This is a genomic window from Xanthomonas sp. LF06-19 (assembly GCF_034105425.1).
Taxonomy (GTDB): domain Bacteria; phylum Pseudomonadota; class Gammaproteobacteria; order Xanthomonadales; family Xanthomonadaceae; genus Xanthomonas_A; species Xanthomonas_A sontii.
On the sequence record NZ_JAXGGH010000002.1, the window covers coordinates 93304 to 118841 of the forward strand.

Sequence of the window (25538 nt, forward strand, 5' to 3'; positions counted from 1 at the left end):
ATATCCGGGAACACGGGGGAACGCCGATGATGCACAGCCCCGACGCGAAAAAAGTGAAAGATGCGTCAAGAGGCGTCGCCGCGCGGATCGGTCTCCCAGGGCCGTGCCGGCAACTGGCGCACGCTGCGGATTTCGTCCAGCCACAGGTAGCGGTGCCGGGCCGGATCGTCGAGGTCGTCGATGCGCACCTGCGCATTGCTGCCCTCGTTGCCATCGGCGTCGCGGAACTGCTGGATGCTGGGCCGGACCGACACGGTGCCGAAGCACACGCTGCCGTCGTGCAATTCGATGCGCACATGCGCCTGCCCGGGCAGTTGCAGGATCAACGCTTCCAGCGCCTGGATCTGCGCCTGGTCGGTGTGGATACGCTCGGCAAACTGGGTCATCGGCGGACTCCTGAGGGGGAACCGCAGCACCCTAACGCCGGCCGCGTGAGCCGGCGGGCAAGACCGCGCTAACGCTGCCGCGCGAAGCGCACGGCCGAGACCAACTGCGCCACGCTGTACGGCTTGGCCAGGTGTTCCTGGAAGCCGGACTGCAGCGCGCGCTGGCGATCGTCGGCACGCGCCAGCGCAGTCACCGCGACCGCCGGCAGTTCGTCCGCGCCCAGGCCCATGTTCTCGCGCACGGTGCGGATCAGCCCGTAGCCATCCATGCCCGGCATGCCGATGTCGGTGACCATCACGTCGATCGCCGCATGGCCGCCGCCGTCGAGCACCTCCAGCGCCTCGCTGGCCGAGCCCACCGCGACCACCTCCGCGCCCTGCTCCTCGAGCAGGCGCCGCAGGTAGTCGAGCATGTCCGGCTGGTCCTCCACCGCCAACAGGCGCACGCCCTTGAGCGAATACGCCTCGACCACCTGTTCGGCCATCGCGAACGCGCGCACTTCGCGCAACGGGCGCGAGCCCGGCGCATCGCGGTGCAGCGGCAGGCGCACGGTGAAGACCGAGCCGCAGCCGCGACCTTCGCTGGCCGCACTGATCTGGCCGCCATGCATTTCCACCAGTTGCTGCACGATCGCCAGGCCCAGGCCGAGGCCGCCGTGCAGGCGCGTGGTGGTGCTGTCGGCCTGGCGGAAGCGCCCGAACAGATGCGGCAGGAACTCCGGCGGAATGCCGTCGCCGGAATCGCGCACCGCCACGCTGACGTGCTCGCCATCGTCGTCGAGCGCGATCGCCAGGGCGATGCGCCCGTGCGCGGGCGTGAACTTGATCGCGTTGGACAACAGATTCCAGAACACCTGCTGCAGGCGCGTGGCGTCGCCCAGCACCATGCACTGCTGCGACGGCGCCTGCAGGGTCAGCGCCTGGTCCTTGCCTTCGGCCACCGGCTCCTGCGCGCGCATCGCCTCGCGCACCTGTTCGGCCAGGTCCAGCGCCTCCACTTCCAACTGCACCTTGCCCAGCAGCATGCTGCTGAGATCGAGCATGTCCGAGATCAGCCGCTGCTGCGCGCGCGCGCTGCTGGCGATCACCGACAGGCCCTTGCTGCTCGGGTCGCCCGGCGGCAGCCGCTGCAGCAGCAGGTCGCTCCAGCCGAGGATGGTGGTGAGCGGCGTGCGCAGTTCGTGCGACAGCGTCGCCAGGAATTCGTCCTTCAGCCGTGCCATGCTCTCGGCGGCGTTGCGTGCGCTGCGCTCGGATTCCAGCAGTTGCTCGCGCGCCAGTTCGATGTCGCGGCGTTCGGTGACGTCCGGACTGCTGCCGGCCAGGCCGATGAACTGGCCCTCGGCGGAATAGCGCGGCACCGCGGTCATTTCCACCCAGCGCCACTCGCCGTCGTGGCGGCGCGCGCGCACCAGCGCGCGCAGGTTGCGCTGGTCGTGCAGCGCGTTGCGCAATTCGTAGGCGAACACGCCCACGTCTTCCGGATGCAGCACGTCGCCCCAACCCGGGCGCGCAGCATCGGTGTCCAGATCGATGCCGAAGAATTCTGCATAGGCGGTGTTGGTGAAGCGCATTTCGCCCTGGGCGTCCAGCACCCACACCGGCATCGGCAGGCCCTCTGCCAGCGCGCTGAAGCGCGCCTCGCTCTCGGCCAGGTCGCGCTCCATCCGCTTGCGCTCGGTGATGTCGAGGAACTGCACGGCGACCTGGCGCAGTTCCGGCGCGCCGACGCGGAACGAATCCACTGCCCACCAGCGGTCCAGCGCAGTCGCGAAGTTCTCGAACTTGTCCGGACGGCCTGTCAACGCGACGGCGCCGTAGCGCTGGAACCAGTGCTCCTCGTGGGTCGGCGAGATCTCGCGCATGCGCCGCCCGACCACATCGCGCAGGCCGGTCTCGCGCTCGAAGGCCGGATTGACCTGCAGGAACACGTAATCGACCGCGCGCTCGCCCTCGAACAGCATCTGGATCACGCAGAAGCCGGAATCGATCTTGTCGAAGATCTCGCGGTACTGCAGGTCCGTCGCCTGCGCGAACGAGGAAGCGGTGGAGTCTGGACTGGCATGCATGACGGACTAGCTCTGGAAGCGGCCTACGGCAACGGATGAAGACGGTGCCCGGCATCCGCGGCGCAACGACGATGCGCCAGGAGCGGCAAGGCGTAAACCCCCATCTTGTTAAGCCACTCCGCCGCCGTCAAGCCAGCGCCTGTGCTGCGCCTGCCCGAACGATGTCACCAGAAGAACGCGATCACCAGCACGATGCCCAGCAACGACAGGCCGATGCCGGCGAGCACCATCCACTGGGTCAGGCGCGCGCTGCGCAAGGCCTGCTCTTCCAGCCAACGCTCGGCTTCCTCGCGCCACGGCGGCGGCGAAGAGGATTCCAGCAACTGCTGCACGCGTGCCGGCCCCAGCTGCCGGCATTGCCGGCGGCATTCTTCGGGAACCACGGATCGCTCGGGTGCGCTGACGACGGACATCACAACGTTCCTGAATTGCTCAGCCGAGCGTGAAACGCGGCGCGTCACCGGCGAGCTCGTGCTCCACCGCCATCCGCGCCAGGCGCGTGTAGTTGGCGCGCGGGCCGGCACCGCGGCCGACGATCAGGCCCAGGTACTCCAGGCCGGTCCACACCCGCGCCTTCCACTCCACGCCGTCTTCGGCCAGCACCAGGGTCAGCGTGTAGCGGAAGCTCTGCCCCTGCGGACTGCGGTAGTGGTAGCTGGGCGGGAACTGCACGGCCACGTCCTGCGCCTCGCCGAGCGAGACCAGGTAGCGCCGCAGCAGATGGCGCACGTCGTCGCCGGGGTTGAGGCGCAACTGCCGCGCCGCCTCGTCCAGGTTGGCCTGGTGCTCGACGAACGCGGCCGCACCGCTGGCCGGGCTGTGCCCATGCCGCTTGGCCCAGTCGATGAACTGCAGGCGCACATCGCTGCCGGTGTGGGCCTGGTGGAACAGCGGCGTCTTCATGCGATCCCCGTCGTGCTCGAGTGGCGGCCATGCTCCCGCGCGCGCCGTGAAGCAGGCGGCGAGGCGATGTGAGCCGCCCGTCACGCCGGAGCGGATGAATCGGCGGCCAACGGTCGTCGCCGCACGCCTCGCCGCGATTGCGGGCACGCCGGCACAGGCACACACTGGACGCACGCCTCCTGGAGATCCGCCATGAAGATCCGCTATGCCTGGACGGCGCTGGCGCTTGCCTGCCTGTGGGCGGGCGGCGCCTCCGCCGAGATCCGCAACGTCACCGACCCGCAAGCGCCGCGCAGCCTCGTCAGCGACGGCCCGGTGCAGGTGAGCTGGGCCGACCCGTCCACCTTCAGCGAACTGCGGCAGAGCCGCAACCGCTGGGAAGCCGAACGCGGCGACTGGGTGCAGGACCTGGCCGCCTACCTGCAGAAGCAGGCCGCCAAGCAACTGCAGCCCGGGCAGCGCTTGGACATCAAGCTGACCGACATCAAGCGCGCCGGCGACTTCGAGCCGTGGCACGGCCCGAACTGGAACGACGTGCGGGTGATGCGCGACCTGTACCCGCCGCGGATCAGCCTCGACTTCACCCTGTACGGCGCCGACGGCCAAGTGATCGCGCAGGGCCAGCCGAAACTGATGGACCCCAGCTATCTGTACAACAGCTCGGTCGGCCTGAGCACCGATCCGCTGCGCTACGAAAAGCGCATGCTCGACGACTGGCTGCGCCGCCAGTTCCGCAACAAGGACAGCGCAGTCGCCGAGCGCTGAGGCCGCACGCGCGGCGCCGGTATCGCGCCGGCGCCGTCAGCCATTGGCTTACGCGTCGAGATAGACGCGCGGCGCGCGCTTGAGGCCGCACAGCAAGCGGTAGGCGCTGGAACTGCAGCGCCCGGCCAGCGCGTCGATGCGCGGCTGTTCGCCCCACAACTGCACCTCGCTGCCGAGCCCGGCCTGCGGGTGGTCGGTCAGGTCCACGGTCAGCATGTCCATCGACACGCGCCCGATCAGTGCGCCGGGCGCGCCGTCGATCAGCACCGGGGTGCCGTTGGGCGCGAACTGCGGATAGCCGTCGGCATAACCGATCGCCACCACGCCGACCCGGGTCGGACGCGCCGCGACGAAGCGCGCGCCGTAGCCGACCGGCTCGCCCGGCGCGATAGTGCGCACGGAGATGATCCTGGACTGCAGGGTCATCACCGGACGCAGTTCGCCGGGCAGCGCGGCCGCGGCGGCGAACGGGTCGGCGCCGTACAGCATCAGTCCCGGCCGTCCCCAGTCGTTGCGCAGCTCCGGCCAGCCGAGCAGGGCTGGCGAGTTGCACAGGCTGGTCTCGCCGGCCAGGCCGGCGGTGGCCTGACGGAACACCTCCACCTGCTCGCGGGTGCGCGCGCTATCGAGTTCGTCGGCGCGGGCGAAGTGGCTCATCAGCACCAGCCGCTCGACCTGCGGCAGCGCGCTCAGGCGCGCGTGCGCGGCGCGGAATTCCTCCGGCGCCAGGCCCAGCCGGTGCATGCCGCTGTCCAGCTTCAGCCACAGGCACAGCGGCTGCGGTGCGGCGAAGGCGGCGATCGCCTCCACCTGCCAGGGCGAGGCCACCGCGCACCACAGCCGGTGTTCGGCGACCAGCGGCAGTTCGTCGGCGTCGAAGATGCCTTCCAGCAGCAGGATCGGCGCGGCGATGCCGGCCTGGCGCAATTCCAGCGCCTCCTCGATGCAGGCCACCGCGAAGCCGTCGGCCTCGCCGTCCAGCGCGCGCGCGCAGGCCACCGCGCCGTGCCCGTAGGCATCGGCCTTGACCACCGCCAGCGCCTTGCCGCCGCTCAGCCGGCGGGCCAGGCGGTAGTTGTGGCGCAGCGCGTCGAGATCGATCAATGCACGGGCTGGGCGCACGCGACGGCCTCGGCGACGGACGCGGCGGAACCGCGGGAATAACGGAAGATGTCCAGGCCCTCGCCGCTGATCTGCGGCTGCCGCGAGACCATCAGGTCGGCCAGGTAGCGACCGGAGCCGCAGGCCATGGTCCAGCCCAGCGTGCCGTGGCCGGTATTGAGGAACAGGTTGCGGTAGCCGGTGGCGCCGACCACTGGGGTGCCGTCCGGGGTGGCCGGGCGCAGCCCGGTCCAGAACTCGGCCGCGACCAGGTCGCCGCCGCGCGGGTACAGGTCGTTGACCACCTTCTCCAGGGTGGCGCGGCGGCGCGCCGGCCGCGACAGATCGAAGCCGGCCAGTTCGGCCATGCCGCCGACGCGGATGCGATCGTCGAAGCGGGTGATTGCCACCTTGTAGCTCTCGTCGAGGATGGTAGAGGTGGGCGCCAGCGCCGCGTCGCGGATCGGCAGGGTCAGCGAGTAGCCCTTCAGCGGGTACACCGGCAGGCGGATGCCCAGCGGCGCCAGCAGGCCCGGCGAATAGCTGCCCAGCGCGACCACGTAGCGGTCGGCCCGCTCCACCCGCCCGCCGATGCGCACGCCATCGATGCAGTCGCCATCGGCCTGCAGCGCCTCGATGGTCTCGCCCTGGCGGAACTGCACGCCGGCCGCGGCGGCCATCGCCGCCAGGCGCTGGGTGAACAGGCGGCAGTCGCCGGTCTGGTCGTTGGGCAGGCGCAGCGCGCCGACCAGGGTCGCCGGTGCGCTGGCCAGGGCCGGCTCGACCCGGGCGATGCCGGCACGGTCCAGCAGCTCGTAGGGCACGCCGTACTCGCGCAGCACCTCGATGTCCTTGGCCGCACCGTCCAGTTGCTGCTGGGTGCGGAACAACTGGGTGGTCCCGAGCTGGCGGCCTTCGTAGGCGATGCCGGTCTCGGCACGCAGCTGGTCCAGGCAGTCGCGGCTGTACTCGGACAGGCGCACCATCCGCGCCTTGTTGATGGCGTAGCGCTCGGCGGTGCAGTTGCGCAGCATCTGCGCCAGCCACAGGTACTGCTGCAGATCGGCGGTCGGGGTGATCGCCAGCGGCGCATGGCGCTGGAACAGCCATTTCAGCGCCTTCAGCGGCACCCCGGGCGCCGCCCACGGCGAGGCGTAGCCGGGCGAGACCTGGCCGGCATTGGCATAACTGGTCTCCAGCCCGGCCGCCGGCTGGCGGTCGACCACCGTCACCTCGCAGCCGCTGCGGGCCAGATACCACGCCGTGGCCGTGCCGATCACACCGCTGCCGAGAACCAGAACCCGCATGCGCCTACTCCGTTCGGATCAATTCCCTGGCTGGATGGCGCCAGGGCAGAAGTTCGGTGCAGTATAGGCAGCAGAACCCAGGATTTTCCCCTGACTTCTGCCGACCCGGCAGGCCAAACCCCTGAGACCGCCCCGCATGGCCGCACGCCTCCGCGAACTGGACAAGATCGACCGCAAGATCCTGCGCATCCTGCAGCAGGAAGGGCGCATCTCCTTCACCGAACTGGGCGAGCGGGTGGGCCTGTCCACTACCCCGTGCACCGAGCGGGTGCGCCGGCTGGAACGCGACGGCGCCATCACCGGCTACTACGCACGGCTGGACCCGCATTACCTCAAGGCCAGCCTGCTGGTGTTCGTGGAGATCAGCCTGGCCTACAAGTCTGGCGACATCTTCGAGGAGTTCCGCCGCGCCGCGCTGAAGCTGCCCAACGTGCTCGAGTGCCACCTGGTCTCGGGCGACTTCGATTACCTGCTCAAGGCCCGCATCAGCGAGATGGCGTCCTACCGCAAGCTGCTGGGCAGCACCCTGCTGACCCTGCCGCATGTGCGCGAGTCCAAGAGCTACATCGTGATGGAGGAAGTGAAGGAAACGCTCAGCCTGCCGATCGCCGACTGAGCGTTCCGCGCGAGGGGCGGGTCAGGAGACCAGCAGCTTCTCGAGGTCGTCGCGCGAGGAATTGGCGTGATTCTTGGCCAGTTCGGCCACCACCCGCTTCTGGACCTCCTTGTGCAGCAGCGGCCGCAACTGGCCCAGCGTGTGCGGGTCGGCGACCAGCATCAGGTGCTCGACATCGCCGCGCAACGCGTCCTGGTACAGGCGCTCGGCGATCTGACGCACGAACCCGGCTTCATCCATGGTCATCGGCCGGTCGCCGTCCTCCACGCCCTCGATCGGCGTCGGGTTCAGCACTTCGGTCTGCTCCAGCAGCGCGGTCTCGCCGGCCAGATTGACCCGGAACAGGCGCGCGCTGGTGCGGTCGGCGACGACGATCAGGGTGTTGTCGGGAAGCTTGCTCATCGGTTCTCCTGCGAAAACATGGCGCCGCGGCAGTCGCGGCCGGTCCGTCAGTCTAGGAACCGATTCGTGAGGATGGCGGCCACGCGGCGTTCGCCGCGCGTTCGCCGCCGGGGCGCAGGCGCTCAGTCCTGGATGCGGACCCCGTCGCCGCTGGGCACGGTGTCGTAGTAACGGCCGGTGCGGGTATCCAGCGCGCGGTTCGGCCCCACCTGCATCGCCCCGGGCACCAGCTGGCCGCGGCGGTCGTAGAGGCGGACCGGGCGGCGTGCGGACGGGTCGGCGAGCGCGGCGGCCGCCGGCACCGCCTGGCTGGCCGGGTGCTTGCGCTTGGCCTGCCCCTGCGGCCGGTCGTCCAGGTTGGAGGGGGCTGGCGTCGTCTTGGGAGCGGAGGCCGATGCCGGAGGACGCTCGTCGAGGCGGCTGGCCACCGAGGGCGCCGGCGGCGGCGCGGACTGCAGGGTGTTGGCGTCGCGATTGCCGGCCGGTGCGCCGGGGACTGGCTGGAGACTCTGCGCGGCGGCGAGTGCCGGCACGAGCAGGGCGATGGCAACGCAGGGCAGCAGGCGCTTCACGGTGGCTCCATCGACGGGCCGCAAGAGAGCGTTCCACGCTAGCGCATCGCCAACTCGGCGTCGACGCGGCGCGGCGCGCTTGATCCACCCCGTACAGCCCTCATGTTGTTTTCCCCTCCTCCAGCCACGGGCCCCGCCATGAGCCGATTCGACCTCACGCCTCCTACCGCTGCCGAGCGCGAGCAGTTGATCGGCGGACTGAATGCGGAGGAACGCCGGGTGCTGCTGCAGCACGGCACCGAAGCGCCGTTCTGCGGCGTGTTCCTGGACAACAAGCTGGAGGGCGTCTACACCTGCCGGATGTGCGGGCTGCCGCTGTTCCGCTCCAGCGCCAAGTTCGATTCCGGCACCGGCTGGCCGAGCTTCTTCGCGCCCTACCACCCCGACCACGTGCGCGAGATACGCGACACCAGCCACGGCATGATCCGCACCGAGATCGTCTGCGCCCGCTGCGACAGCCATCTCGGCCATGTGTTTCCGGACGGCCCGCCGCCGAGCGGCGAGCGCCACTGCCTGAATTCGGTGTCGCTGCAGTTCACCGAACAGGGCCAGGCGCTGCCCAACCCGCTGCACCGCAGCGGCGGCGAGACCGAACCGGCCTGATTCCGGCGCAGCCGCGCCGCCACAGGGAGACCACCGGTATGCGTCGAACTCCGTTGCTTCCCCTTTTGCTCCTGCCACTGGCCCTGGCCGCCTGTCAGCGCAGCCCCACCCCGCCCGCGCAGGCCGCCCCCGCGGCGGCGGTCTCACCGGCCGCCGCGCCCGGCCTGCAGGCCGATGCCCTGCCCATGCAGTGGCGCTGCGGCGAGGAACTGGTGCAGGCGGCCGCCGATCCGGCGCGCGAGCGCCTGGCCCTGCAGGTGCGCGGCACCCGCCTGGACATGCAGCGCACCGATGCCGGCGGCGCCACCGGCGCGCGCTACACCGACGCCCTGGGCAATACCTTCTGGCAGTCGCAGCCGGACCAGGCCACACTGACCCTGGCCGGCCTGGGCGAGACCCTCAAATGCGTCCGCCACGACAGCGGCATGACCGGCTGAAGACCGGCGCGGGCGCGGCCGCCGCCAAAAACCCGGCACAGTTCACACCTTCAGAATGGCGCGGCGGGGCCGACATCTAGAGCGTCCCCGCTTCGGCCCGCAGGCTGCCCCGCCATGCTCATCATCGTTGGCTTCATCGTCGTCATCATCAGCGTGGTCGGCGGCTACGTGCTGTCGCACGGCAAACTCGGCGCGCTGTGGCAGCCCTACGAGCTGATGATCATCGGTGGCGCGGCGCTGGGCGCGTTCCTGGTCAGCACCCCGGGCAAGATCGTCAAGGCGACGCTCTCCGGCGTGCTGGGCGTGTTCAAGGGCCCGCAGTACAAGGCCGACGACTACCGCAGCACCCTGACCCTGATCTACGAACTGCTGAACAAGGCGCGCCGCGACGGCTTCATGGCCCTGGAAGACCACGTCGAGCGCCCGGCCGACAGCGCGATCTTCGGCAACTACCCGAAGGTGCTGGCCGACCACCACCTGCTCGACTTCATCACCGACTGCCTGCGCCTGATGATCGGCAGCAACATCGAGCCGCACGAACTGGAACCGCTGCTGGAACTGGAGCTGGAGAAGCACCACCACGAGGCGATGGCGCCGGCGCATGCGCTGAGCAAGGTGTCCGACGGCCTGCCCGGTTTCGGCATCGTCGCCGCGGTGCTGGGCATCGTCATCACCATGGGCTCGATCGGCGGCCCGATCGAAGAGATCGGCCACCACGTCGGCGCGGCGCTGGTCGGCACCTTCCTCGGCATCCTGCTGGCCTACGGCTTCGTCGCGCCGCTGTCGGCGGCGATGGAAGCGCGCGCCGAGCAGGACAGCCGCATCTTCGAATCGGTGAAGACCGCGCTGCTGGCCTGCCTGCGCGGCTACAACCCGAAGATCGCCCTCGAATTCGCGCGCAAGACCCTGCCGACCGACGTGCGGCCGAGCTTCGCCGACTTCGAATCGCATCTGAAGACGATCAAGTAACGCGGTCATGGCCGAGACCAAATCCACCGTCGTCATCCGCCGGGTCAAGAAGGTCCAGGGCGGCGGCCACCACGGCGGCGCGTGGAAGGTGGCCTATGCCGACTTCGTGACCGCGATGATGGCGTTCTTCCTGGTGCTGTGGCTGGTGGCGGCCACCACCAAGGAACAGCGCGCGGCGATCGCCGAATACTTCCGCAATCCCAGCCCGCTGGCCGGCAAGAGCCCGGCGCCGAGCCCCGGCATGGCCGGCCCCGGCGGCGCCAGCACCTCGATGATCAAGCTCGGCGGCGCCGGCGAGATGCAGCGCGGCAACAACAAGGATCCGTTCGGCAGCAAGAGCCTGAAGGGCGACGACAGCAAGACCACGCAGCGCGAGAAGGAGAAGCAACGCCTGGAAACGCTGATGCAGGAGCTGAAGGAAGCCATCGACAAGAGCCAGGCGCTGGAACCGTTCAAGGACCAGCTGCTGCTGGACCTGACCCCGGACGGCCTGCGCATCCAGATCGTGGACAAGGAAAACCGGCCGATGTTCGACCTCGGCAGCGCGGTGCTCAAGCCCTACACCCGCGGCATCCTCCACGAGCTGTCCGGCTTCATCAACCAGGTGCCCAACCACATCAGCATCACCGGCCACACCGACGTCACCCAGTACAGCGGCAAGAACGGCTACAGCAACTGGGAACTGAGCGCGGACCGCGCCAACGCCGCGCGCCGCGAACTGGTCGCCGGCGGCATGGGCGAGGACAAGGTCTCGCGCGTGGTCGGGCTGTCCTCCTCGGTGCTGTTCGACAAGCAGGTGCCGAACAATCCGATCAACCGCCGCATCAGCATCGTGGTGATGACCAAGGATGCCGAGGACGCCGCCACCGCCGACGGCGATCACAGCGTCGCCCTGGGCACGGTGCAGCCCGACGCCGACACCAAGGTGCCTGACCTGAGCGCCGCGGCGGGGGACGCGGCCGCCGCGCCGACCACCGGCAAGGGCGCGCCCGCGGCGGCGCCTGCCGCCAGCAACGGCGCTACCCCGACGGCGCCGGCCGCGACGTCGGGCAAGGCCTCGGTGCAAATCGCCGAGCCGCGCACGACCTCGCCGGAAGCCGCGGCCGCCGCCGCGCGCGATGCCTTGCGCAGCATCAACGGCAGCGCACCGGTGGCGAGCACCGCCGCCCCCGGCGGGACCCCGGCAGCGGCCAACACGCGCTGACCGCGGCGCCACCGCGCGCGCCGCCAGCGGCCGCGCAGGCGCGGGCGACGACCGCGCCGCACCGGCCCGGCGGGACCGCACACGGCGCGGCGCTTACAATGGCCGCCACTTCGCCAACGAGACCGCCGTGTCCAAGCAATCCAAAGCCAAGCGCGACAAGCGCAAGAAGCAGCAGTCGCCGCGCCCCTTCGCCCGCCTGGGCCGCGAGCAGCCCATCGCCAACCACGCCGTGCTGCAGAACGAGAGCGGCCGCGTGCTGGCCGCGATCGGCCTGCAGGGTCGCCAGTGGTTGCTGTCGGTCGGTGGCCAGACCATGGGCAATGCCGACAATCCGGTGCCGATGCTGGCGATGCTCAAGCACCTGGCCAACCTGCAGGAGCAGGAAGGCAACACCATCACCCTGGACTACTCCACGCAGCTGCAGCAGATGATCGACGCACTGGCGGCCGAGGCCGGCCAGACCCCGACCGAGTACCTGGACGCGCTGGTTGCCGAGTTCGCCGCGGGCGATGGCGCGGCAGAGGATGCGGACGAGGACGGGGCCGACGCGGACGCCGCGGCGGAGACGGGCGATGCCGCTCCGGCCGAGGCCGACGGCAGCGCCACCGCGGAACCCGCGGCGGACGCCGACGGCACGCACAAGCCGGCCTGACCTGGCGCGTGGCGGTCTACATCGACGATGCGGTGCATCCCTGGCGCGGCCAGCGCTGGGGCCACCTGCTCGCCGACACGCTGGACGAACTGCACGCCATGGCGGCGCGGCTGGGCATCCCCCGCCGCGCCTTCCAGAACAAGCTCAGCGGCGCGCACTACGACGTGCCCGCCGCCCTGCGCGACGACGCGATCCGTCTGGGCGCGGTGCCGGTCTCGCGACACAGCGACCGCGAGCTGCTGAAAGCATTGATCCGCAATGCACGTGCGCAGGCGCGCGGCGAGGCGCCGTGAACGGTGGCGCCACGTCCGCCTAGAACGGATCGCTGCCCGGGCGCAGTTCGATGTCCAGCAGCGCCGCCAGGCGCCGCATGTCCTCGTCGTCGCGGCTGAGCGCCATCCACCCGGCGTACGCATCGCCCTCGGTGTCCCAGCACCAGAGGGTGTAGCCGTGTTCGCGCAGGCGGTCGTAGGCCACGTTCAGCAGCGCCGGCACGTCATGACTGTCGAGGAAGTCCTCGTCGTCCACGTCGCCGCCCCAATCGATGCGCAGGTTCCAGCGCGTCGCCAGTTCGTCGATCGCGCCGATCAGCGACTCGGTGTCCTTCCAGTCCACGTAGAAGCCGGCACTCCAGTCGATGGCATCCTTCAGCGTCCACAACCAGCCGTCGTTCTCTTCGCCCTCGTGCTCGGCGCGCGCTTCGCGGAACGCGTTGAACTGACGCAGCGCACTTTCCTCGTCGCCGGGATTGATCAGCAGCAGCAGGTTCCAGATCAGCCCTTGCTGGGTGTCCGGATCGTCGTCGAGCTCGTCGTGCAGATCGTCGGGATCGTCGTAATCGGTGCTGTTGTCGGGCATGGCGTGAGCCGGCGGATGGAAGGGAAGGTGCAAGTGTGCCGTGCCCGCCGCGGCGACGGAAGCGCACGGAACTCGGCAACGGCGCCGCAGGCGTTTATCCTTCGCAGCCCGGAAGACGGCGCTGTCCGCCGCCACGCGAAGCCACCACGATGTCCGACACGCCCCCCGACCGCCTGGCGGTCAGCCCGCAGAGCCCCTTCCACGATGCCGAGACGCTGTCGCGCGGCGTCGGCATCCGCTTCAACGGCGTGGAGCGCGACAACGTCGAGGAGTACTCGATCAGCGAAGGCTGGATCCGCGTCCAGGTCGGCAAGGCGCGCGACCGCCGCGGCAACCCGATGACCATGAAGGTCAAGGGCACGGTCGAAGCCTTCTGGCTCGACGCCAAGTAATCGCGACCGCCGGCAGGCGCCGCGCCTGCCGGCATGTTGCTGCGACGCACGGCCGCACGCCGCGGCCCCCGCTGCCGCCTCAGGGCTTGAGCCGATAGCCGCTGCGGAAGATCGCCCATACCACGCCCAGGCACAGCGCCAGGAACGCCAGGGTCATGCCCAGGCTGACCGCGATGTGCACGTCGGCCTTGCCGTAGAACGCCCAGCGGAAGCCGCTGACCAGGTACACCACCGGGTTGAACAGGCTGATCTTCTGCCACAGCGGCGGCAGCATGTTGATCGAGTAGAAACTGCCGCCGAGGAAGGTCAGCGGCGTGATCACCATCAGCGGGATCACCTGCAGCTTCTCGAAGCCGTCGGCCCACACGCCGATGATGAAGCCGAACAGGCTGAAGGTCAGCGCGGTCAGCACCAGGAAGCCGAACATCCACAGCGGATGCGCGATCTCGTACGGCACGAAGGCGCGTGCGGTGAGCAGGATCAGCAGGCCCAGCAGCACCGACTTGCTGGCCGCCGCGCCGACGTAGCCGATCACCACCTCCCACCACGCCACCGGCGCCGACAGCACCTCGTAGATGGTGCCGGCCCAGCGCGGCATGTAGATGCCGAAGGAGGCGTTGGAGATGCTTTCGCTGAGCAGCGACAGCATCACCAGCCCGGGGATGATGTAGGCGCCATAGCTGATACCGTCGATGGCGCCCATGCGCGAACCGATCGCCGCGCCGAACACCACGAAGTACAGCGAGGTCGACAGCACCGGCGAGGCGATGGACTGGGTCAGCGTGCGGAAGGTGCGCGCCATCTCGAAGCGGTAGATCGCGGCGATCGCGTGCAGGTTCATGCGCGCACCTCCGCAGTGGCCGATGCCGGCCGCACCAGGTTGACGAAGATCTCCTCCAGCGAACTCTCGCTGGACTGCAGATCCTTGATCTCCACGCCCTGCGCCTCCAGTTGCCGCAGCAGCGGGCCGATGCCGGTCTGCGCGGCCTGCGCGTCGTAGGTGTAGGTCAGTGTCGTGCCGTCGGCGGACAGCTCCAATGGCTGCGCCGCCAGCGCCGGCGGCAACGCGTGCAGCGGTGCCTGCAGGGTCAGCGCCAGTTGCTTCTTGCCGAGCTTGCGCATCAGCGTGCGCTTGTCCTCCACCAGCACCAGTTCGCCGCGATTGACCACGCCCACGCGGTCGGCCATGTCCTCGGCTTCCTCGATGTAGTGCGTGGTCAGGATGATGGTGGTGCCCTGCTCGCGCAGGCGCCGCACCATCTGCCACATGTCGTGGCGCAGCTCCACGTCGACCCCGGCGGTGGGTTCGTCCAGGAACAGGATGGACGGCTCGTGCGCCAGCGCCTTGGCGATCAGCACGCGCCGCTTCATGCCGCCGGACAGGGTGGAGATGCGGCTGTCGCGCTTGTCCCACAGCGACAGCTCGCGCAGCACCCGCTCCAGATGGGCGTCGTCGCGCGGCTTGCCGAACAGGCCGCGGCTGAAGCGCACCGTCGCCCACACCGTCTCGAACGCATCGGTGGCCAGTTCCTGCGGCACCAGGCCGATCTTGCCGCGCGCGGCGCGGTAGTCGCGCACGATGTCGTGGCCATCGGCCAGCACCCGGCCGCTGCTGGGATTGACCAGCCCGCAGATGATGCTGATCAGCGTGGTCTTGCCGGCACCGTTGGGACCGAGCAGGGCGAAGATCTCGCCGCGATGGATCTCCAAGTCGATGCCCTTCAGTGCCTGGAAACCCCCGGCGTAGGTCTTGGTCAGGTGTTGTACGGAAATGATCGGCGACACGGGAACTCCCTGGGCGCGCGGCGGCTGCGGAAACGGCCCCCAGGGTAGAAGCCGGCTCGTGATGGATAAATCCCGATCCGGCGGAAGCACTCTCCCGCGTGCGGGACAGTACGTCGGCCAGTGCCTGCACACGCAGGGCAACGTGACCGTCTTGGCCGTGGCGACGCCTGGTTAGCCTTGTCCGGTGTCGACGTCGACGACGGCCGGTCGCGCAGGGCGCGGCCACGGCAGCACGCGCCAGCCGAAGTTGACCCCGGCCGCCGCCAGCAGGATCAGCAGCGCCCCGAGTACCTGCGTCCACGCCAGCGACTGCCCGAAGGCGATGCGATCGACCGCGATCGCCACCACCGGATAGATGAACGACAGCGCCCCGATCATCGCGGTGGGCAGCGCCTGAATGGCGCCGTACAGCAGCACGTACATCACCCCGGTGTTGACCACGCCGAGCACGACCAGGTCCAGCCACTGGCCGGGACGGGCAGGTAAGGCATCGAAATGCACGAACGGCGCCAGCAACACGATGCCGATGCCCAGTTGCAGCAGCGCGAGCAGATGCGGCGGCGTGCCTTTCAGGTGCTTGGTGACGATCGACGACACCGCGTACAGAAACGCGGCACCGAGCGCCAGGGCGACGCCCTGCAGGTACTCGCCCGGCACCGCGAGCACCGCAGGCGCGATGCGCACCACGCCCACCAGGCCGACGAACGCCACCGCCAGCCACCCCACGGTCGAGGCGCTGATGCGCTCGCGGAACACGAGCGCGCCGAGCCCGACCAGCATGAACGGCTGCGTGTTGTAGACGGCGGTGGCCATCGAAATCGACGCGCGGCCGTAGGCGGCGAACAGCAGCAGCCAGTTGCCCACGATCGCGATCCCGCCGAGCAGCACCAGCGCCAGCATCCGCGGCGAGAACGCCTTGCGCCGCAACAGGCCCAGCGCCGCGCAGAGCACGAGCAGGGTGGCGGCGCCGAACAGGCAGCGGAAGAACACCACATTGACCGGCGACTGCCGCGACGACACCACCAGCCAGCCGATCGTGCCGGACATGAGCATGGCCACGACCATCTCGGCCGCACCACGGCGAATCTCGTTCGAGGCCATCCCGGTTCCTTTCAATGCTGCGAACAGCCGTCATTGTAGAAACCGAAATTCCGCGAATATATGCTTAAACTTAGGCGAATTACGGAATTCACCTAAAAAAGGAAGGCCGCTATGCAAACCCGCCTTTCCCCTCCCGCCATCGCCCCACTCGACGCGATCGACCGCGCCATCCTGGCTGCATTGGCGCAAGACGCGCGCATGGCGACCAGCGAACTGGCCCGGCAGATCGGCCTGTCGGCCCCGGCAACCGCCGACCGCGTGCGCCGGCTGCAGCACCAGGGCGTGATCGCCGGATTCACGGTCGAGCTCGATCCGCGCGCGCTGGGCTACACCTTGCAGGCGATCGTGCGGGTCAAACCGCTGCCGGGGCAGTTGCACCTGGTGGAGGAACTGCTGCAGCGCATCCCGGAATTCGTCGAGTGCGACAAGGTGACCGGCGAGGACTGCTTCATCTGCCGGCTGTACCTGCGCAACATCGCGCACCTGGACAGCATCCTGGCAAAAGTCTCCGATCGCGCCGAAACCAACTCCGCCATCGTGAAGTCGACCCCGGTGCCGCGACGGCTGCCGCCGCTGGCCGAGGACGCCTAGCGCGATGCGCTAGCCACGCGGCTTGCAACAGACCACACAGCGCCAGGGGCGCAGGCCGGCGTGCGCCCCTGGCGGGTAGAAAGCGACGAGCAGTGAACCGGCGCGCGCCGAAAGTGGCATCGCGGCGAGCCCAAAACGACGCCAGGAAGCCGCTTTCACGAATCCCCATTCCCGACTCCCCATTCCCGGCCGTCGATCAACTCTTGCGCCGCGCCTCCAGCAGATCCAGGTTGCGGATCAGCCGCCGGGCGATCTCGTCGGAGATCTTGCGCTGGCGGGTCAGCTTGAACAGTTCCTGGCGTTCGGCCTGCAGGCCGGCGTGCCGCAGCTGGCGCAGCACCGCGTCCAGGCGCCGCGCCTCCTCCGGATCGCTCTCCATCGCCTCGCCATGGTCGAGATGGCGCTGGTACAGCGCGCTGACCCGGTTGGCGGCCTCGTTGTAGAGATCGGCGTGCTCGCTGTCCTGCACCAGCCGCTGGCGCAGCTTCTCCACCGCCGCCAGCGCCGCGCGCGAGGACTCGCGGCGGGCCAGGTCTTCCTCCAGGCGATCGGTCGGCTCTTCCGGCAACTCCAGGCCGCGCAGCAACCGCGGCAGGCCGATGCTGGCGACCAGCAGCGAGGTGACGATCACCGCGCTGGCCAGGAAGATCGCCAGGTCGCGCGCCGGGAACGCGGCGCCGCCGGGCAGGGCCAGCGGCAGGGTCAGCACGCCGGCCAGGGTGATCGCGCCGCGCACGCCGGCCAGCGAGGTCGCCACCACGATCCGCCACGGCGGGCTCTGCCGGTCCTCGCCGCGACGGCGCGCCTTGAGCAGGGTCCAGCGCAGCGACAGCCACACCCACAGGAAGCGCAGCAGCAGCAGGCCGACGTAGATCGCCAGCGCATAGGCGGGCAGCCACCACGGGTCCAGGTGGCCGGCTTCGTCCATGTTGTGCATGGCGCCCTGCACGATGCCCGGCAACTGCTCGCCGAGCAGCACGAACATGATGCCGTTGAGGGTGAACTGCACCATGTCCCACACCGCCGAGCGCTGCACGCGCATGCTGCCCGGCGCGCGGCCGCTCAGCTCCACGTAGCTCATGGCGATGCCGGCGGCGACCGCGGCGAGGATGCCCGAGGCGTTGATCGCCTCGGCCAGCAGGTAGGCGGCGAACGGCAGCAGCAGGTTGACCAGGATCGCCGCGCCCGGCTCCTCGCCGACCTGGCGCCACACCCAGCGCTGCGCCAGGCTGGTGCCGACCACCACCGCAATGCCGGCGGCCACGCCGACCAGCGCCACCCACAGGAAGGTCAGCGAGGCATCGGCCAGCGAGAACGTGCCGGTGATCGCCGCGGCCACCGCGAACTGGAAGCAGACCAGGCCGGAGGCGTCGTTGAGCAGCGACTCGCCTTCCAGGATGTGCATCAGCCGCTTGGGGATCGGCGCGCGCGCGGCGATCGAGGACACCGCGATCGGATCGGTCGGCGACACCACCGCGGCCAGCGCGAACGCCACCGCCAGCGGCATGGTCGGGATCATCCAGTGGATCAGGAAACCGGCGCCGATCACGGTGAACACCACCAGGCCCAGCGCCAGTTCCAGGATCACGCCCTTGTCGCGGAACAGGCCCTGCTTGGGGATGCGCCAGCCGTCCAGGAACAGCAGCGGCGGCAGGAACAGCAGGAAGAACAGCTCCGGCTCCAGCGCATAACCCTTCTTGAACACGCCGGCGATGATCGCGCCCAGGCCGATCTGCACCAGCGGCAACGGCAGCGAAAACGGCAGTACGCGCACCAGGTAGCCGCTGGCCACCACGGCCAGCAACATCGCCAAGACCACTTCGATCGAATGCATGCTCGTCCGGACGGCGGCGCCACGCCGGCGGCGCCGCCCATGAATGGGGGAGCCTGCAAGCAAAGCGCACCGCGGCGGCGATGTCCAGTGGTGCGGCGCAGCCGGACGCTGATGTCGCAATGTTGCAGCCCGGACGGGTGGCCGCCACCTGGCGCGCCAGGTAAGCAGCGCTCGCCCCAGACCAAGCAGCGTCCATCCCGTCCGGATATGGACGCCCCCGGTGTGTCACCGACCGATGGTGGCCGCACGGCCGCATTGTCTCGCTGGCTGCATCGCGCCCAGCGGCGCACGATCCGTCCATGTTCCCTGACGCAACACAGGTGCGGAACGACGGCACATCGCTCCCTGCGTCCGCAAAATGCGCGCACGCACGCATCGTGCCGAAAACGTGCGCAGCGAGCAGGCGCAGAACCGGATCGACTACGGCTTGTAGGGTTCGAATGCCTTGCCTTTCCCCGTGCCAGTACTGATGGTCCATATTTGCGTGCAGTACGCACGATTGATATAGATGTAGTCGCTACGTGGGTCCACGCCTTCATCGATACTCGCGTCGTAGCCGTTTTGCTTGGTAAGAAACAGGGCGATTCCCTGCTTGCCTCTGTCCCCCTTGATGGGCGTGACCAGCACGGCAGCCCCTTTTTCTTCCCAGGCATCGGGCAAGTCCATCTCAAAGCACAGCCAGCGATCGCCCGGCGTCGCCTTCAGGCCCAGCACCCGCGCCACCGGGTTACTGTTGTCGGCAAGTTGCGCCGGCGAAAGGCGTGTGACATAGCACGCTTTCGGCTTTCCTTCCGACTGATCCTGCGCGCTTTCGATGAACTCCCATCCCTTGCTGCCGCCCAGTCGCTTCACCTTGCTCAGAATCGACATTGGGCCGTAGTGGTAGTACTTCATGTCATCCTCTCTCTACATGTGATCGTGCGGTTGATTTGGCATGTCCTTGCATCCCGGTCGACGGCAGATGCCGATCGCGTTGCACTGGCGAAACCAGCGGCTTCCAGTTGATCGACTAGGACCGGATCGCGGTTGGCGAAGGCCACGCACCCACAGAATCGACCGTCGCCAAGGGAAGGGATGCCGGGCAAAACCTGATTTGTGGCCAATACCCACCCTATTGATCCCTTCCGGCGTAGGGGAGCGCGCTGCCAGTCAGTGTGAACGGCGACGGCTCGCGACGGCCCTGCCGGGCATGAGCGTGCGTCGCCTACAGGATGCTCCGGCAGCACTTGGCGCACTCGCCGGCATGACATATGCAAAATGGCGGCGTCCGGGGCAGCGCTGGAGCTACTATCCGACTGCAGCGCCGGTGACGGACCGGCGCATTCGGCCGGAGACCGCATGCTCACCATCCAGGAACTCAACCGCTTCATCGACGAACACGCGGCCGAAGGCAGCATTCCGCGGATCTGGGACCTGATCGGCGACCACTTCGTCCAAGCCCAGGCCGGCCTGCCGGCCGAGCACGCGATGGAGCGACGCGAGCTGTCCTTCCACGACCATGTGCGGCTGCTGGGTTATCTGTGCCTGCTGCTGGAGGGCGTGCCGGGCGATCTGGTGGAGATCGGGGTGTGGAAGGGCAAGTCGCTGGTGCTGATGAACGAGGTGTCTGGCCGCCAGCGCCGGGTGATCGGCATGGATCCGTTCGCGCTGCCGAATCAGTTCGAGGAATTCAACCACTATCGGCAGCAGTTGCTGCCCAATGCGCGCTTCATCCGCGGCTATTCCGAATTCTGCGCCGAACATTTCTACGCCATGGAGCCGAAGGTGGCGCTGTTGCACATCGACGGCGGCCACACCGGGCGCAACGTGTTGCTGGATTTCCTGCTGTACGGGCCGAGCGTGGTCTCCGGCGGGTTCGTGGTGTTCGACGACTACGGCGACTGGGAATACTCGCCGGAGGTCGGTCCCGCGGTGGACCTGCTGCGCGCCGCCGGCTACTTCGGCGACTTCCATGTGCTCGGCTGCGCCCACGGCTTCGAGAACAGCTATGTGCTGCAGCGCCGCTGAGCCGGCGCGCCTTGGCCCTCCAGCGCGTGCCGGCAGCGCAAAGCGACGTTCCGAGAACGGCATCGCCGGGATGATCCCGGCCAACCAACAGGACAAACATTTCCGACACACCGATCATCGGTCCTGGACCCTGAGCCCGACAGCCACTCAGGGTGCGGACGTCGCGGCGCGTCCGAAGCTGCAGCCGCGCTCAACCATAACGGCATGGCAGATAGCATGCCGCCAATTCATCGCCGAGGCGGCCACCCATGAAAAACACAACCGCCAAATGGCGAAACCATGAATATCTGGCGAGCATCATCGACAGCATCGATTCGATCGCGGCTGGACGACCGATCATTCGCGACGCTGATCTTTCCGGCATCAGCATCGGCCCATCTGCCATCCTGGAGCAGTTAAAAGCCGCAAATCTCTTCGAATCGAGGATCAGCAACACCGACCTGTCTTACTCGAAAATATCGGGAAGTGCGAACGATAGTTCCTTCATGAATGTCAGCTTCGAAAGTGCCAGCTTGAACGGAGCCCTTTTGTGCAGATCGGAAATAAAAAACTGCAACTTTTCAAAAAGCAAGCTTGTGATCAACATGGATGATGCGATCTGCGAAAAAACCGATTTCGTCAAAGCCAGATTTTCCGGTGGATCTTGCGGAGTGGAGTACGGCGGCCGCCGGGTAAAATTCATAGACTGCGATTTTACCGGCGCTGTCTTTGACAGAGTCGAATTCAGAGCATCGACATTCATCAACTGCATCTTTGCCGATGCGAAATTCAAGAAATGCGACTTGCGTGGCGCCAGGTTTGAGGCTGGCGTTCTGCCATTGGCAGCCCAATTCGAGGATATGGACATCCCTTCTCAGTGTCGGTGATCTCATCGATGCAGGCCGACAATGACGCACTACCTGCACTCGGGTAGACCATTCGCCGCAGCGCTGCCCGACCTTAGAGCTGCACCACCGTGCGACAGGGCACTCGCCTGAACCGCCCTGGATGCGAGCGGCGGTACCCGCCAACTCTTCTGTTCAGCATTATCTGGACGGCGTGATGCAACCGCGGCGGCGCAGGCCGCGTAAAGACAGGTGCACGGCCGACTGGCCGCGCATCCCTTTCAAGGAGCAAGCCCATGAAGATCCACTTGCTGTCCCTGGCCCTCGCCGGCCTCGTCTCCCTGCCCGCCATGGCCGCCCCCAGCCAGGCCGCGATGCACGACCACGCCGCGATGAGCGAAGCCAAGCCGAATCCGATGGTCGGCGGCGCGCCGATGTACGCCACCAAGGACATCATCGACAACGCGGTCAACTCCAAGGATCACACCACCCTGGTCGCCGCGGTCAAGGCCGCCGGCCTGGTGGACACGCTGAAGGGCGCCGGCCCGTTCACCGTGTTCGCACCGACCAATGCCGCCTTCGCCGCGTTGCCGGCCGGCACGGTCGACACGCTGCTCAAGCCGGAGAACAAGGAAAAGCTGACCCAGGTGCTGACCTACCACGTGGTCCCCGGCAAGCTCGATGCGGCGGCACTGCTGGCGCAGATCAAGGCCGGCGGCGGCAGCGCCAAGCTGACCACCGTGCAGGGCGAAACGCTGATCGCCAAGACCCGCGGCGGCAAGGTCACGCTCACCGACAGCAAGGGCAACACGGCGCACGTCACCACCGCCGACGTGATGCAGAGCAATGGCGTGATCCACGTGGTGGACAAGGTTTTGATGCCGTAAGCACGCGTCGGGGGGTGCATTGGCATCGCGGGGGCGGCTACGGCCGTCCCCGTTTTGCACGTCCATGCAGCCAACGGCGATCGCGCGCCACGCCGACAATGCCCGGACCACGCGCACGTACCGTCAGTCGCCAGCACCGCCTGCGTGCGGCATCGGCACCTGCGCTGCCAGCACACGCAAGTCATCCACAAAGCCTTGGTAGGCGGCCACGCCCGCCTCGCCGCCGCGCTGGCGCAGCACCCACGACGGATGCACGGTGGCCAGGGCGCGGGTGCCGTCGTCCAGCGCCTGCCATTGCCCACGTTGGGCCATCAGCTTGAAGCCGCTTCCCAGCACCGCGCGCGCCGCGGTCGCGCCCAGGCACAGCACGATGCGCGGACGCACCCGCGCCAGTTCGCCGGCCAGCCACATCCGGCAGGCCTCGACATGGGCGCGCTCGGGATTGCGATGCAGCCGCGCCTTGCCGCGCTGCTCGAAACGAAAATGCTTGACCGCGTTGGTGACGTACAGGCCTGCGCGTTCGACGCCCAGCTCCTGCAACGCGCGGTCGAACAAGCGCCCGGCCGGGCCGACGAAGGGACGCCCGCTCAGGTCCTCCTCGTCGCCAGGCTGCTCGCCCACCACCATCACCGCGGCATCCTGCGGACCTTCGCCGAACACGGTCTGGGTGGCCGGCTGCCACAGCGGACAGCGGCGGCAGTCGCGCGCCGCCGCGCGCAGCGCGTCGAGGCTGTCGTCGGCGGCCACCACCGGCGCCGGTGCCGGCGCGGGAATGCGCCGCCGCACCGGCTCGGGCGCGCGCTCGGCCATCTCGCGCACGCGCTGCCCGGCGTCGCGGATCAGCGTGGGCAGCAGTTGCGCTTCCGGCAGGTGCTTCCAGTATTTCTGCGGCATCTCCTGGCGCATCATCGTCGGATTGAGCCGCGCCGGGTTGAAGATGTTGGCGTAGTAGGTGCGCCACAGCGTGTCCTGCGCATCGTCGGCCGGCGCATCGGCGCGCTGGGCGCCGGCGCCGAACTGCAGCGTCTCGCCGTCCCAGCGCACGCTGCGGTACGGAGTGAGGATCGCCCAGCGCATCCCGGCGAAGCGCCGCGCGAAGAACGGCGCCACCCGATCGACGATGTGGTGCTCCGGCTCGAACCAGGCGATGTAGGCCTCCTGCTCGCCCGGCACCTCGCGGAAGCGCACGAACGCCTTCATCTTGTGGCTGTCGCGGCGCACCGCCTGCGCCCATTGCTGGGCGCGGTGCACGTCGGCATCGGTGACCCGCTGCAGCAGCGCGCGCTCGCCGCCGGCGATGCGCCACAGCAGGCGGTACAGCAGCGCGTGCCGCTGCGGATCGCGATGGCACAGCACCGCACCGGCCAGCGCCAGGAACTCGGCCGATACCCGCGGCGGCGGCACCTGCGCCGGCAACATCGCGACGTCGGTCCCGACCAGCAGCCCACCCTGCGCATCGCCGTCCCAGGCCAGCGTCTCCGGCGCCACCTGCGCGCACCACGCCGCCCGCGCCACCGCCCGCCACGCCTCCAGGCTCCACGGCGGCGCCACCTCAGCCTGGAACATGCACCGCTCCACGCATCAGCTCACCGAAACGAATGCAGAACACAGCAACACAACCGCCAACACAGCATCCGCAACCATCGCCGCGCGTGCAGATGTTGCTGTTGCTGTTGCTGTTGCTGTTGCTGTTGCTGTTGCTCGTGATGTTGCTTTTAAAACTTCCCGCCTTAAAGCGAGCCGAGCACCGGAGTGGCGAGCGGCCGAAGAGGCGCCCTTGTTTGAGCGAAGCGAGTTTGGGCGCCGTGCCGCTCGCCGCGAGGAGCGCAGGGGACCGGTGCGGCCGTATCGCACCGGCTCGTGTCAGGCGGGAGCGGTTTTGGTGACTTTTGCCAAGACAAAAGTCACTCGCGCCCGTAGGCGCGAAAGCCTTTGCTGTTGCCGTTGCCGTTGCAGCAAGCATGGCAACACCCCACCCCACCGCGTCAATCAAACAAGCCCCCCTGCCGCGGTGCCGGCGCCAGTTGCGCACGCAGCCGCTGCGGATCGTCCAGCCGCTGCCGCGGATGGTGGTCCAGCACACTGACGAACGGCAGCAACTTCTTCAGCGGCACCCGCAGCCGCGCCAGATCCTCGACCCGCAGCCGCGCATGCCGCCGCGCCAGCAGCAAGCGCTCGACGTTGCGGGTGCCCAGCCCCGGCACGCGCAACAACAGTTCGCGCGCGGCGGTGTTGAGATCCACCGGGAATCGCTCCGGGTTGCGCAGCGCCCACGCCAGCTTGGGGTCCACGTCCAGATCGAGCATGCCGCTGGCCGCAGGCGGGGCGATCTCCTCCACCGAGAAATCGTAGAACCGCAGCAGCCAGTCGGCCTGGTACAGGCGGTGTTCGCGCTGCAGCGGCGGCGCCAGCAGCGGCAGCTTGGCCGAGGCGTCGGGAATCGGACTGAACGCGGAGTAATAGACCCGGCGCAGGCGATAGTTGCCGTAGAGATTGTGGCTGGTGTGCAGGATCGCGCGATCGTCCGCGCCGTCGGCGCCGACGATCATCTGCGTGCTCTGTCCGGCCGGGGCGAAACGCGGCGGCTTGGCGCGCACCCGCGCCTCGGCCTTGCGTGCTTCCTTGCTCTCCTCGATGCGCCAGCGCAACTCGCCCATCGCCGCGCGGATACCGCCGACGTTCTTCTCCGGCGCCAGTTGCGCCAGGCCGCGCTCGGTCGGCAGCTCCACGTTGATGCTGAGCCGGTCGGCGTAGCGGCCGGCGGCGGCGAGCAGCTCCGGCGCCGCGTCGGGAATGGTCTTGAGATGGATGTAGCCGGCGAAGCGGTGCTCCTCGCGCAGTTGCCGCGCCACTTCCACCAGTTGCTCCATGGTGTAGTCGCTGTTGCGGATGATGCCGCTGGAGAGGAACAGGCCTTCGATGTAGTTGCGCTTGTAGAAATCCAGGGTCAGCTTGACCACTTCGGCCGGGGTGAAGCGCGCGCGGCGCACGTTGCTGGACACGCGGTTGACGCAGTACGCGCAGTCGAAGACGCAGAAGTTGGTCAGCAGGATCTTCAGCAACGACACGCAGCGCCCGTCGGGCGTGTACGAATGGCAGATACCCATGCCCTCGGTGCTGCCGATGCCGCCGCTGCGCAGCGAATGGCGCTTGTCGGCGCCGCTGGAGGCGCAGGACGCGTCGTACTTGGCCGCGTCGGCGAGCACGGCGAGTTTTTCGAGGGTATTCACCGGCCGACGATGCCGGGTCCGCGTCTCAAACGGTGAGACGCGG

General features: G+C 68.6%; 28 protein-coding genes and 1 pseudogene. 13 read left to right on the plus strand and 16 right to left on the minus strand.

Features of this window, described 5'->3' with window-relative positions:
• Nucleotides 1-65 precede the first annotated feature (65 nt).
• From SLW55_RS04365 to SLW55_RS04380, 4 genes and pseudogenes are all read right to left on the minus strand, one after another.
• Nucleotides 66-386, minus strand: a complete 321-nt coding sequence (locus SLW55_RS04365) for a DUF3247 family protein (protein ID WP_017908768.1) — start codon at nt 384-386, stop codon at nt 66-68.
• Between the two features lie 68 nt (nt 387-454).
• Nucleotides 455-2398, minus strand: a pseudogene (locus tag SLW55_RS04370) (ATP-binding protein); the annotation flags it as partial.
• A 221-nt stretch (nt 2399-2619) separates the two neighbouring features.
• The gene (locus SLW55_RS04375) at nt 2620-2838 is read right to left on the minus strand and encodes a hypothetical protein (RefSeq protein WP_295927521.1); all 219 of its coding nucleotides are present in this window, start codon (nt 2836-2838) and stop codon (nt 2620-2622) included.
• Between the two features lie 49 nt (nt 2839-2887).
• Nucleotides 2888-3358, minus strand: a complete 471-nt coding sequence (locus tag SLW55_RS04380) for a hypothetical protein (RefSeq protein WP_017914945.1) — start codon at nt 3356-3358, stop codon at nt 2888-2890.
• 192 nt (nt 3359-3550) lie between these two features.
• Between SLW55_RS04380 and SLW55_RS04385 the strand changes: the two genes are divergently transcribed.
• Complete coding sequence (locus SLW55_RS04385) at nt 3551-4123, plus strand: DUF3016 domain-containing protein (protein ID WP_150411046.1); 573 nt, start codon at nt 3551-3553, stop codon at nt 4121-4123.
• A gap of 48 nt (nt 4124-4171) precedes the next feature.
• Here SLW55_RS04385 and alr read toward each other — a convergent pair whose 3' ends face one another.
• Together alr and SLW55_RS04395 are read right to left on the minus strand one after the other, a co-directional pair.
• Nucleotides 4172-5245, minus strand: a complete 1074-nt coding sequence (alr, locus tag SLW55_RS04390) for an alanine racemase (RefSeq protein WP_267092950.1) — start codon at nt 5243-5245, stop codon at nt 4172-4174.
• Nucleotides 5224-6531 carry a D-amino acid dehydrogenase gene (locus SLW55_RS04395; RefSeq protein ID WP_320744668.1) on the minus strand — a complete coding sequence of 436 codons (1308 nt, stop codon included), beginning with the start codon at nt 6529-6531 and terminating at the stop codon, nt 5224-5226. The genes alr and SLW55_RS04395 overlap by 22 nt, the downstream gene beginning before the upstream one ends.
• A gap of 136 nt (nt 6532-6667) precedes the next feature.
• Here SLW55_RS04395 and SLW55_RS04400 point away from each other — a divergent pair, with 136 nt between their 5' ends.
• Nucleotides 6668-7147 carry an Lrp/AsnC ligand binding domain-containing protein gene (locus SLW55_RS04400; RefSeq protein WP_017908762.1) on the plus strand — a complete coding sequence of 160 codons (480 nt, stop codon included), beginning with the start codon at nt 6668-6670 and terminating at the stop codon, nt 7145-7147.
• 21 nt (nt 7148-7168) lie between these two features.
• Here the strand turns inward: SLW55_RS04400 and SLW55_RS04405 are convergent, their stop codons facing one another.
• Nucleotides 7169-7549: a host attachment protein gene (locus SLW55_RS04405; protein WP_017914941.1), complete on the minus strand. Its 381-nt coding sequence runs from the start codon at nt 7547-7549 to the stop codon at nt 7169-7171.
• 122 nt (nt 7550-7671) lie between these two features.
• Nucleotides 7672-8121: a hypothetical protein gene (locus SLW55_RS04410; protein ID WP_152236537.1), complete on the minus strand. Its 450-nt coding sequence runs from the start codon at nt 8119-8121 to the stop codon at nt 7672-7674.
• 138 nt (nt 8122-8259) lie between these two features.
• Between SLW55_RS04410 and msrB the strand changes: the two genes are divergently transcribed.
• The 6 genes from msrB to SLW55_RS04440 all read left to right on the plus strand — a co-directional run bounded on the left by msrB (nt 8260) and on the right by SLW55_RS04440 (nt 12279).
• Nucleotides 8260-8724 (plus strand): peptide-methionine (R)-S-oxide reductase MsrB, encoded by a 465-nt coding sequence (gene msrB, locus SLW55_RS04415; protein WP_152236528.1) that lies wholly within the window; start codon nt 8260-8262, stop codon nt 8722-8724.
• Between the two features lie 65 nt (nt 8725-8789).
• A complete protein-coding gene (locus SLW55_RS04420; RefSeq protein ID WP_152238502.1) occupies nt 8790-9161 on the plus strand; it encodes an MliC family protein in 372 nt (123 codons plus the stop codon).
• Between the two features lie 114 nt (nt 9162-9275).
• The gene (motA, locus tag SLW55_RS04425; protein WP_017908926.1) at nt 9276-10130 is read left to right on the plus strand and encodes a flagellar motor stator protein MotA; all 855 of its coding nucleotides are present in this window, start codon (nt 9276-9278) and stop codon (nt 10128-10130) included.
• A 7-nt stretch (nt 10131-10137) separates the two neighbouring features.
• Nucleotides 10138-11334, plus strand: a complete 1197-nt coding sequence (gene motB / locus SLW55_RS04430) for a flagellar motor protein MotB (RefSeq protein WP_320744669.1) — start codon at nt 10138-10140, stop codon at nt 11332-11334.
• Between the two features lie 127 nt (nt 11335-11461).
• The gene (locus SLW55_RS04435) at nt 11462-11986 is read left to right on the plus strand and encodes a hypothetical protein (RefSeq protein ID WP_150411040.1); all 525 of its coding nucleotides are present in this window, start codon (nt 11462-11464) and stop codon (nt 11984-11986) included.
• A gap of 8 nt (nt 11987-11994) precedes the next feature.
• Nucleotides 11995-12279, plus strand: coding sequence for a DUF4031 domain-containing protein (locus tag SLW55_RS04440; RefSeq protein WP_017915239.1), 285 nt, complete (start codon nt 11995-11997; stop codon nt 12277-12279).
• Between the two features lie 19 nt (nt 12280-12298).
• On the opposite strand, the gene SLW55_RS04445 is transcribed toward SLW55_RS04440, so the two are convergent.
• A complete protein-coding gene (locus SLW55_RS04445) occupies nt 12299-12844 on the minus strand; it encodes a hypothetical protein (protein ID WP_267100592.1) in 546 nt (181 codons plus the stop codon).
• A 149-nt stretch (nt 12845-12993) separates the two neighbouring features.
• Here SLW55_RS04445 and SLW55_RS04450 point away from each other — a divergent pair, with 149 nt between their 5' ends.
• The gene (locus SLW55_RS04450) at nt 12994-13236 is read left to right on the plus strand and encodes a DUF3297 family protein (protein ID WP_010343635.1); all 243 of its coding nucleotides are present in this window, start codon (nt 12994-12996) and stop codon (nt 13234-13236) included.
• A gap of 79 nt (nt 13237-13315) precedes the next feature.
• Here SLW55_RS04450 and SLW55_RS04455 read toward each other — a convergent pair whose 3' ends face one another.
• From SLW55_RS04455 to SLW55_RS04465, 3 genes are all read right to left on the minus strand, one after another.
• A complete protein-coding gene (locus SLW55_RS04455; RefSeq protein ID WP_017907655.1) occupies nt 13316-14077 on the minus strand; it encodes an ABC transporter permease in 762 nt (253 codons plus the stop codon).
• Nucleotides 14074-15021, minus strand: coding sequence for an ABC transporter ATP-binding protein (locus SLW55_RS04460; RefSeq protein ID WP_267124095.1), 948 nt, complete (start codon nt 15019-15021; stop codon nt 14074-14076). Before SLW55_RS04460 ends, SLW55_RS04455 begins: the two co-directional genes overlap by 4 nt.
• Before the next feature lie 171 nt (nt 15022-15192).
• Nucleotides 15193-16122 carry a DMT family transporter gene (locus tag SLW55_RS04465; protein ID WP_267124094.1) on the minus strand — a complete coding sequence of 310 codons (930 nt, stop codon included), beginning with the start codon at nt 16120-16122 and terminating at the stop codon, nt 15193-15195.
• A gap of 111 nt (nt 16123-16233) precedes the next feature.
• Here SLW55_RS04465 and SLW55_RS04470 point away from each other — a divergent pair, with 111 nt between their 5' ends.
• On the plus strand, nt 16234-16713 hold the full coding sequence (locus tag SLW55_RS04470; protein ID WP_320744670.1) for an Lrp/AsnC family transcriptional regulator: 480 nt from the start codon (nt 16234-16236) through the stop codon (nt 16711-16713).
• Nucleotides 16714-16909: 196 nt separating this feature from the next.
• On the opposite strand, the gene SLW55_RS04475 is transcribed toward SLW55_RS04470, so the two are convergent.
• Nucleotides 16910-18547: a Na+/H+ antiporter gene (locus tag SLW55_RS04475; RefSeq protein WP_017907651.1), complete on the minus strand. Its 1638-nt coding sequence runs from the start codon at nt 18545-18547 to the stop codon at nt 16910-16912.
• Between the two features lie 420 nt (nt 18548-18967).
• Complete coding sequence (locus tag SLW55_RS04480) at nt 18968-19441, minus strand: hypothetical protein (protein ID WP_267124091.1); 474 nt, start codon at nt 19439-19441, stop codon at nt 18968-18970.
• Nucleotides 19442-19885: 444 nt separating this feature from the next.
• Here SLW55_RS04480 and SLW55_RS04485 point away from each other — a divergent pair, with 444 nt between their 5' ends.
• From SLW55_RS04485 to SLW55_RS04495, 3 genes are all read left to right on the plus strand, one after another.
• The gene (locus SLW55_RS04485) at nt 19886-20554 is read left to right on the plus strand and encodes a class I SAM-dependent methyltransferase (RefSeq protein WP_017914793.1); all 669 of its coding nucleotides are present in this window, start codon (nt 19886-19888) and stop codon (nt 20552-20554) included.
• A 248-nt stretch (nt 20555-20802) separates the two neighbouring features.
• Nucleotides 20803-21420 (plus strand): pentapeptide repeat-containing protein, encoded by a 618-nt coding sequence (locus tag SLW55_RS04490; protein ID WP_267085660.1) that lies wholly within the window; start codon nt 20803-20805, stop codon nt 21418-21420.
• Between the two features lie 254 nt (nt 21421-21674).
• Entirely contained in the window at nt 21675-22265 is a 591-nt protein-coding gene (locus tag SLW55_RS04495; protein ID WP_017911977.1) for a fasciclin domain-containing protein, read from the plus strand.
• A gap of 123 nt (nt 22266-22388) precedes the next feature.
• Here the strand turns inward: SLW55_RS04495 and SLW55_RS04500 are convergent, their stop codons facing one another.
• Nucleotides 22389-23831 (minus strand): UdgX family uracil-DNA binding protein, encoded by a 1443-nt coding sequence (locus SLW55_RS04500; protein ID WP_267100587.1) that lies wholly within the window; start codon nt 23829-23831, stop codon nt 22389-22391.
• Between the two features lie 419 nt (nt 23832-24250).
• Nucleotides 24251-25495, minus strand: a complete 1245-nt coding sequence (locus SLW55_RS04505) for a putative DNA modification/repair radical SAM protein (RefSeq protein WP_017914786.1) — start codon at nt 25493-25495, stop codon at nt 24251-24253.
• Nucleotides 25496-25538: the final 43 nt, after the last annotated feature.

What these genes read in the sequence shown, in the direction of transcription:
- msrB (WP_152236528.1), top strand. Translation starts at nt 8,260, where the DNA reads ATGAGCCGATTCGACCTCACGCCTCCTACCGCTGCCGAGCGCGAGCAG.
- SLW55_RS04445 (WP_267100592.1), bottom strand. Translation starts at nt 12,844, where the DNA reads ATGCCCGACAACAGCACCGATTACGACGATCCCGACGATCTGCACGAC.
- SLW55_RS04395 (WP_320744668.1), bottom strand. Translation starts at nt 6,531, where the DNA reads ATGCGGGTTCTGGTTCTCGGCAGCGGTGTGATCGGCACGGCCACGGCG.
- SLW55_RS04475 (WP_017907651.1), bottom strand. Translation starts at nt 18,547, where the DNA reads ATGCATTCGATCGAAGTGGTCTTGGCGATGTTGCTGGCCGTGGTGGCC.
- SLW55_RS04405 (WP_017914941.1), bottom strand. Translation starts at nt 7,549, where the DNA reads ATGAGCAAGCTTCCCGACAACACCCTGATCGTCGTCGCCGACCGCACC.
- SLW55_RS04500 (WP_267100587.1), bottom strand. Translation starts at nt 23,831, where the DNA reads ATGTTCCAGGCTGAGGTGGCGCCGCCGTGGAGCCTGGAGGCGTGGCGG.
- SLW55_RS04485 (WP_017914793.1), top strand. Translation starts at nt 19,886, where the DNA reads ATGCTCACCATCCAGGAACTCAACCGCTTCATCGACGAACACGCGGCC.
- SLW55_RS04455 (WP_017907655.1), bottom strand. Translation starts at nt 14,077, where the DNA reads ATGAACCTGCACGCGATCGCCGCGATCTACCGCTTCGAGATGGCGCGC.
- SLW55_RS04380 (WP_017914945.1), bottom strand. Translation starts at nt 3,358, where the DNA reads ATGAAGACGCCGCTGTTCCACCAGGCCCACACCGGCAGCGATGTGCGC.
- SLW55_RS04400 (WP_017908762.1), top strand. Translation starts at nt 6,668, where the DNA reads ATGGCCGCACGCCTCCGCGAACTGGACAAGATCGACCGCAAGATCCTG.
- motB (WP_320744669.1), top strand. Translation starts at nt 10,138, where the DNA reads ATGGCCGAGACCAAATCCACCGTCGTCATCCGCCGGGTCAAGAAGGTC.
- SLW55_RS04470 (WP_320744670.1), top strand. Translation starts at nt 16,234, where the DNA reads ATGCAAACCCGCCTTTCCCCTCCCGCCATCGCCCCACTCGACGCGATC.
- SLW55_RS04365 (WP_017908768.1), bottom strand. Translation starts at nt 386, where the DNA reads ATGACCCAGTTTGCCGAGCGTATCCACACCGACCAGGCGCAGATCCAG.
- SLW55_RS04490 (WP_267085660.1), top strand. Translation starts at nt 20,803, where the DNA reads ATGAAAAACACAACCGCCAAATGGCGAAACCATGAATATCTGGCGAGC.
- motA (WP_017908926.1), top strand. Translation starts at nt 9,276, where the DNA reads ATGCTCATCATCGTTGGCTTCATCGTCGTCATCATCAGCGTGGTCGGC.
- SLW55_RS04480 (WP_267124091.1), bottom strand. Translation starts at nt 19,441, where the DNA reads ATGAAGTACTACCACTACGGCCCAATGTCGATTCTGAGCAAGGTGAAG.
- SLW55_RS04495 (WP_017911977.1), top strand. Translation starts at nt 21,675, where the DNA reads ATGAAGATCCACTTGCTGTCCCTGGCCCTCGCCGGCCTCGTCTCCCTG.
- SLW55_RS04450 (WP_010343635.1), top strand. Translation starts at nt 12,994, where the DNA reads ATGTCCGACACGCCCCCCGACCGCCTGGCGGTCAGCCCGCAGAGCCCC.
- SLW55_RS04385 (WP_150411046.1), top strand. Translation starts at nt 3,551, where the DNA reads ATGAAGATCCGCTATGCCTGGACGGCGCTGGCGCTTGCCTGCCTGTGG.
- SLW55_RS04465 (WP_267124094.1), bottom strand. Translation starts at nt 16,122, where the DNA reads ATGGCCTCGAACGAGATTCGCCGTGGTGCGGCCGAGATGGTCGTGGCC.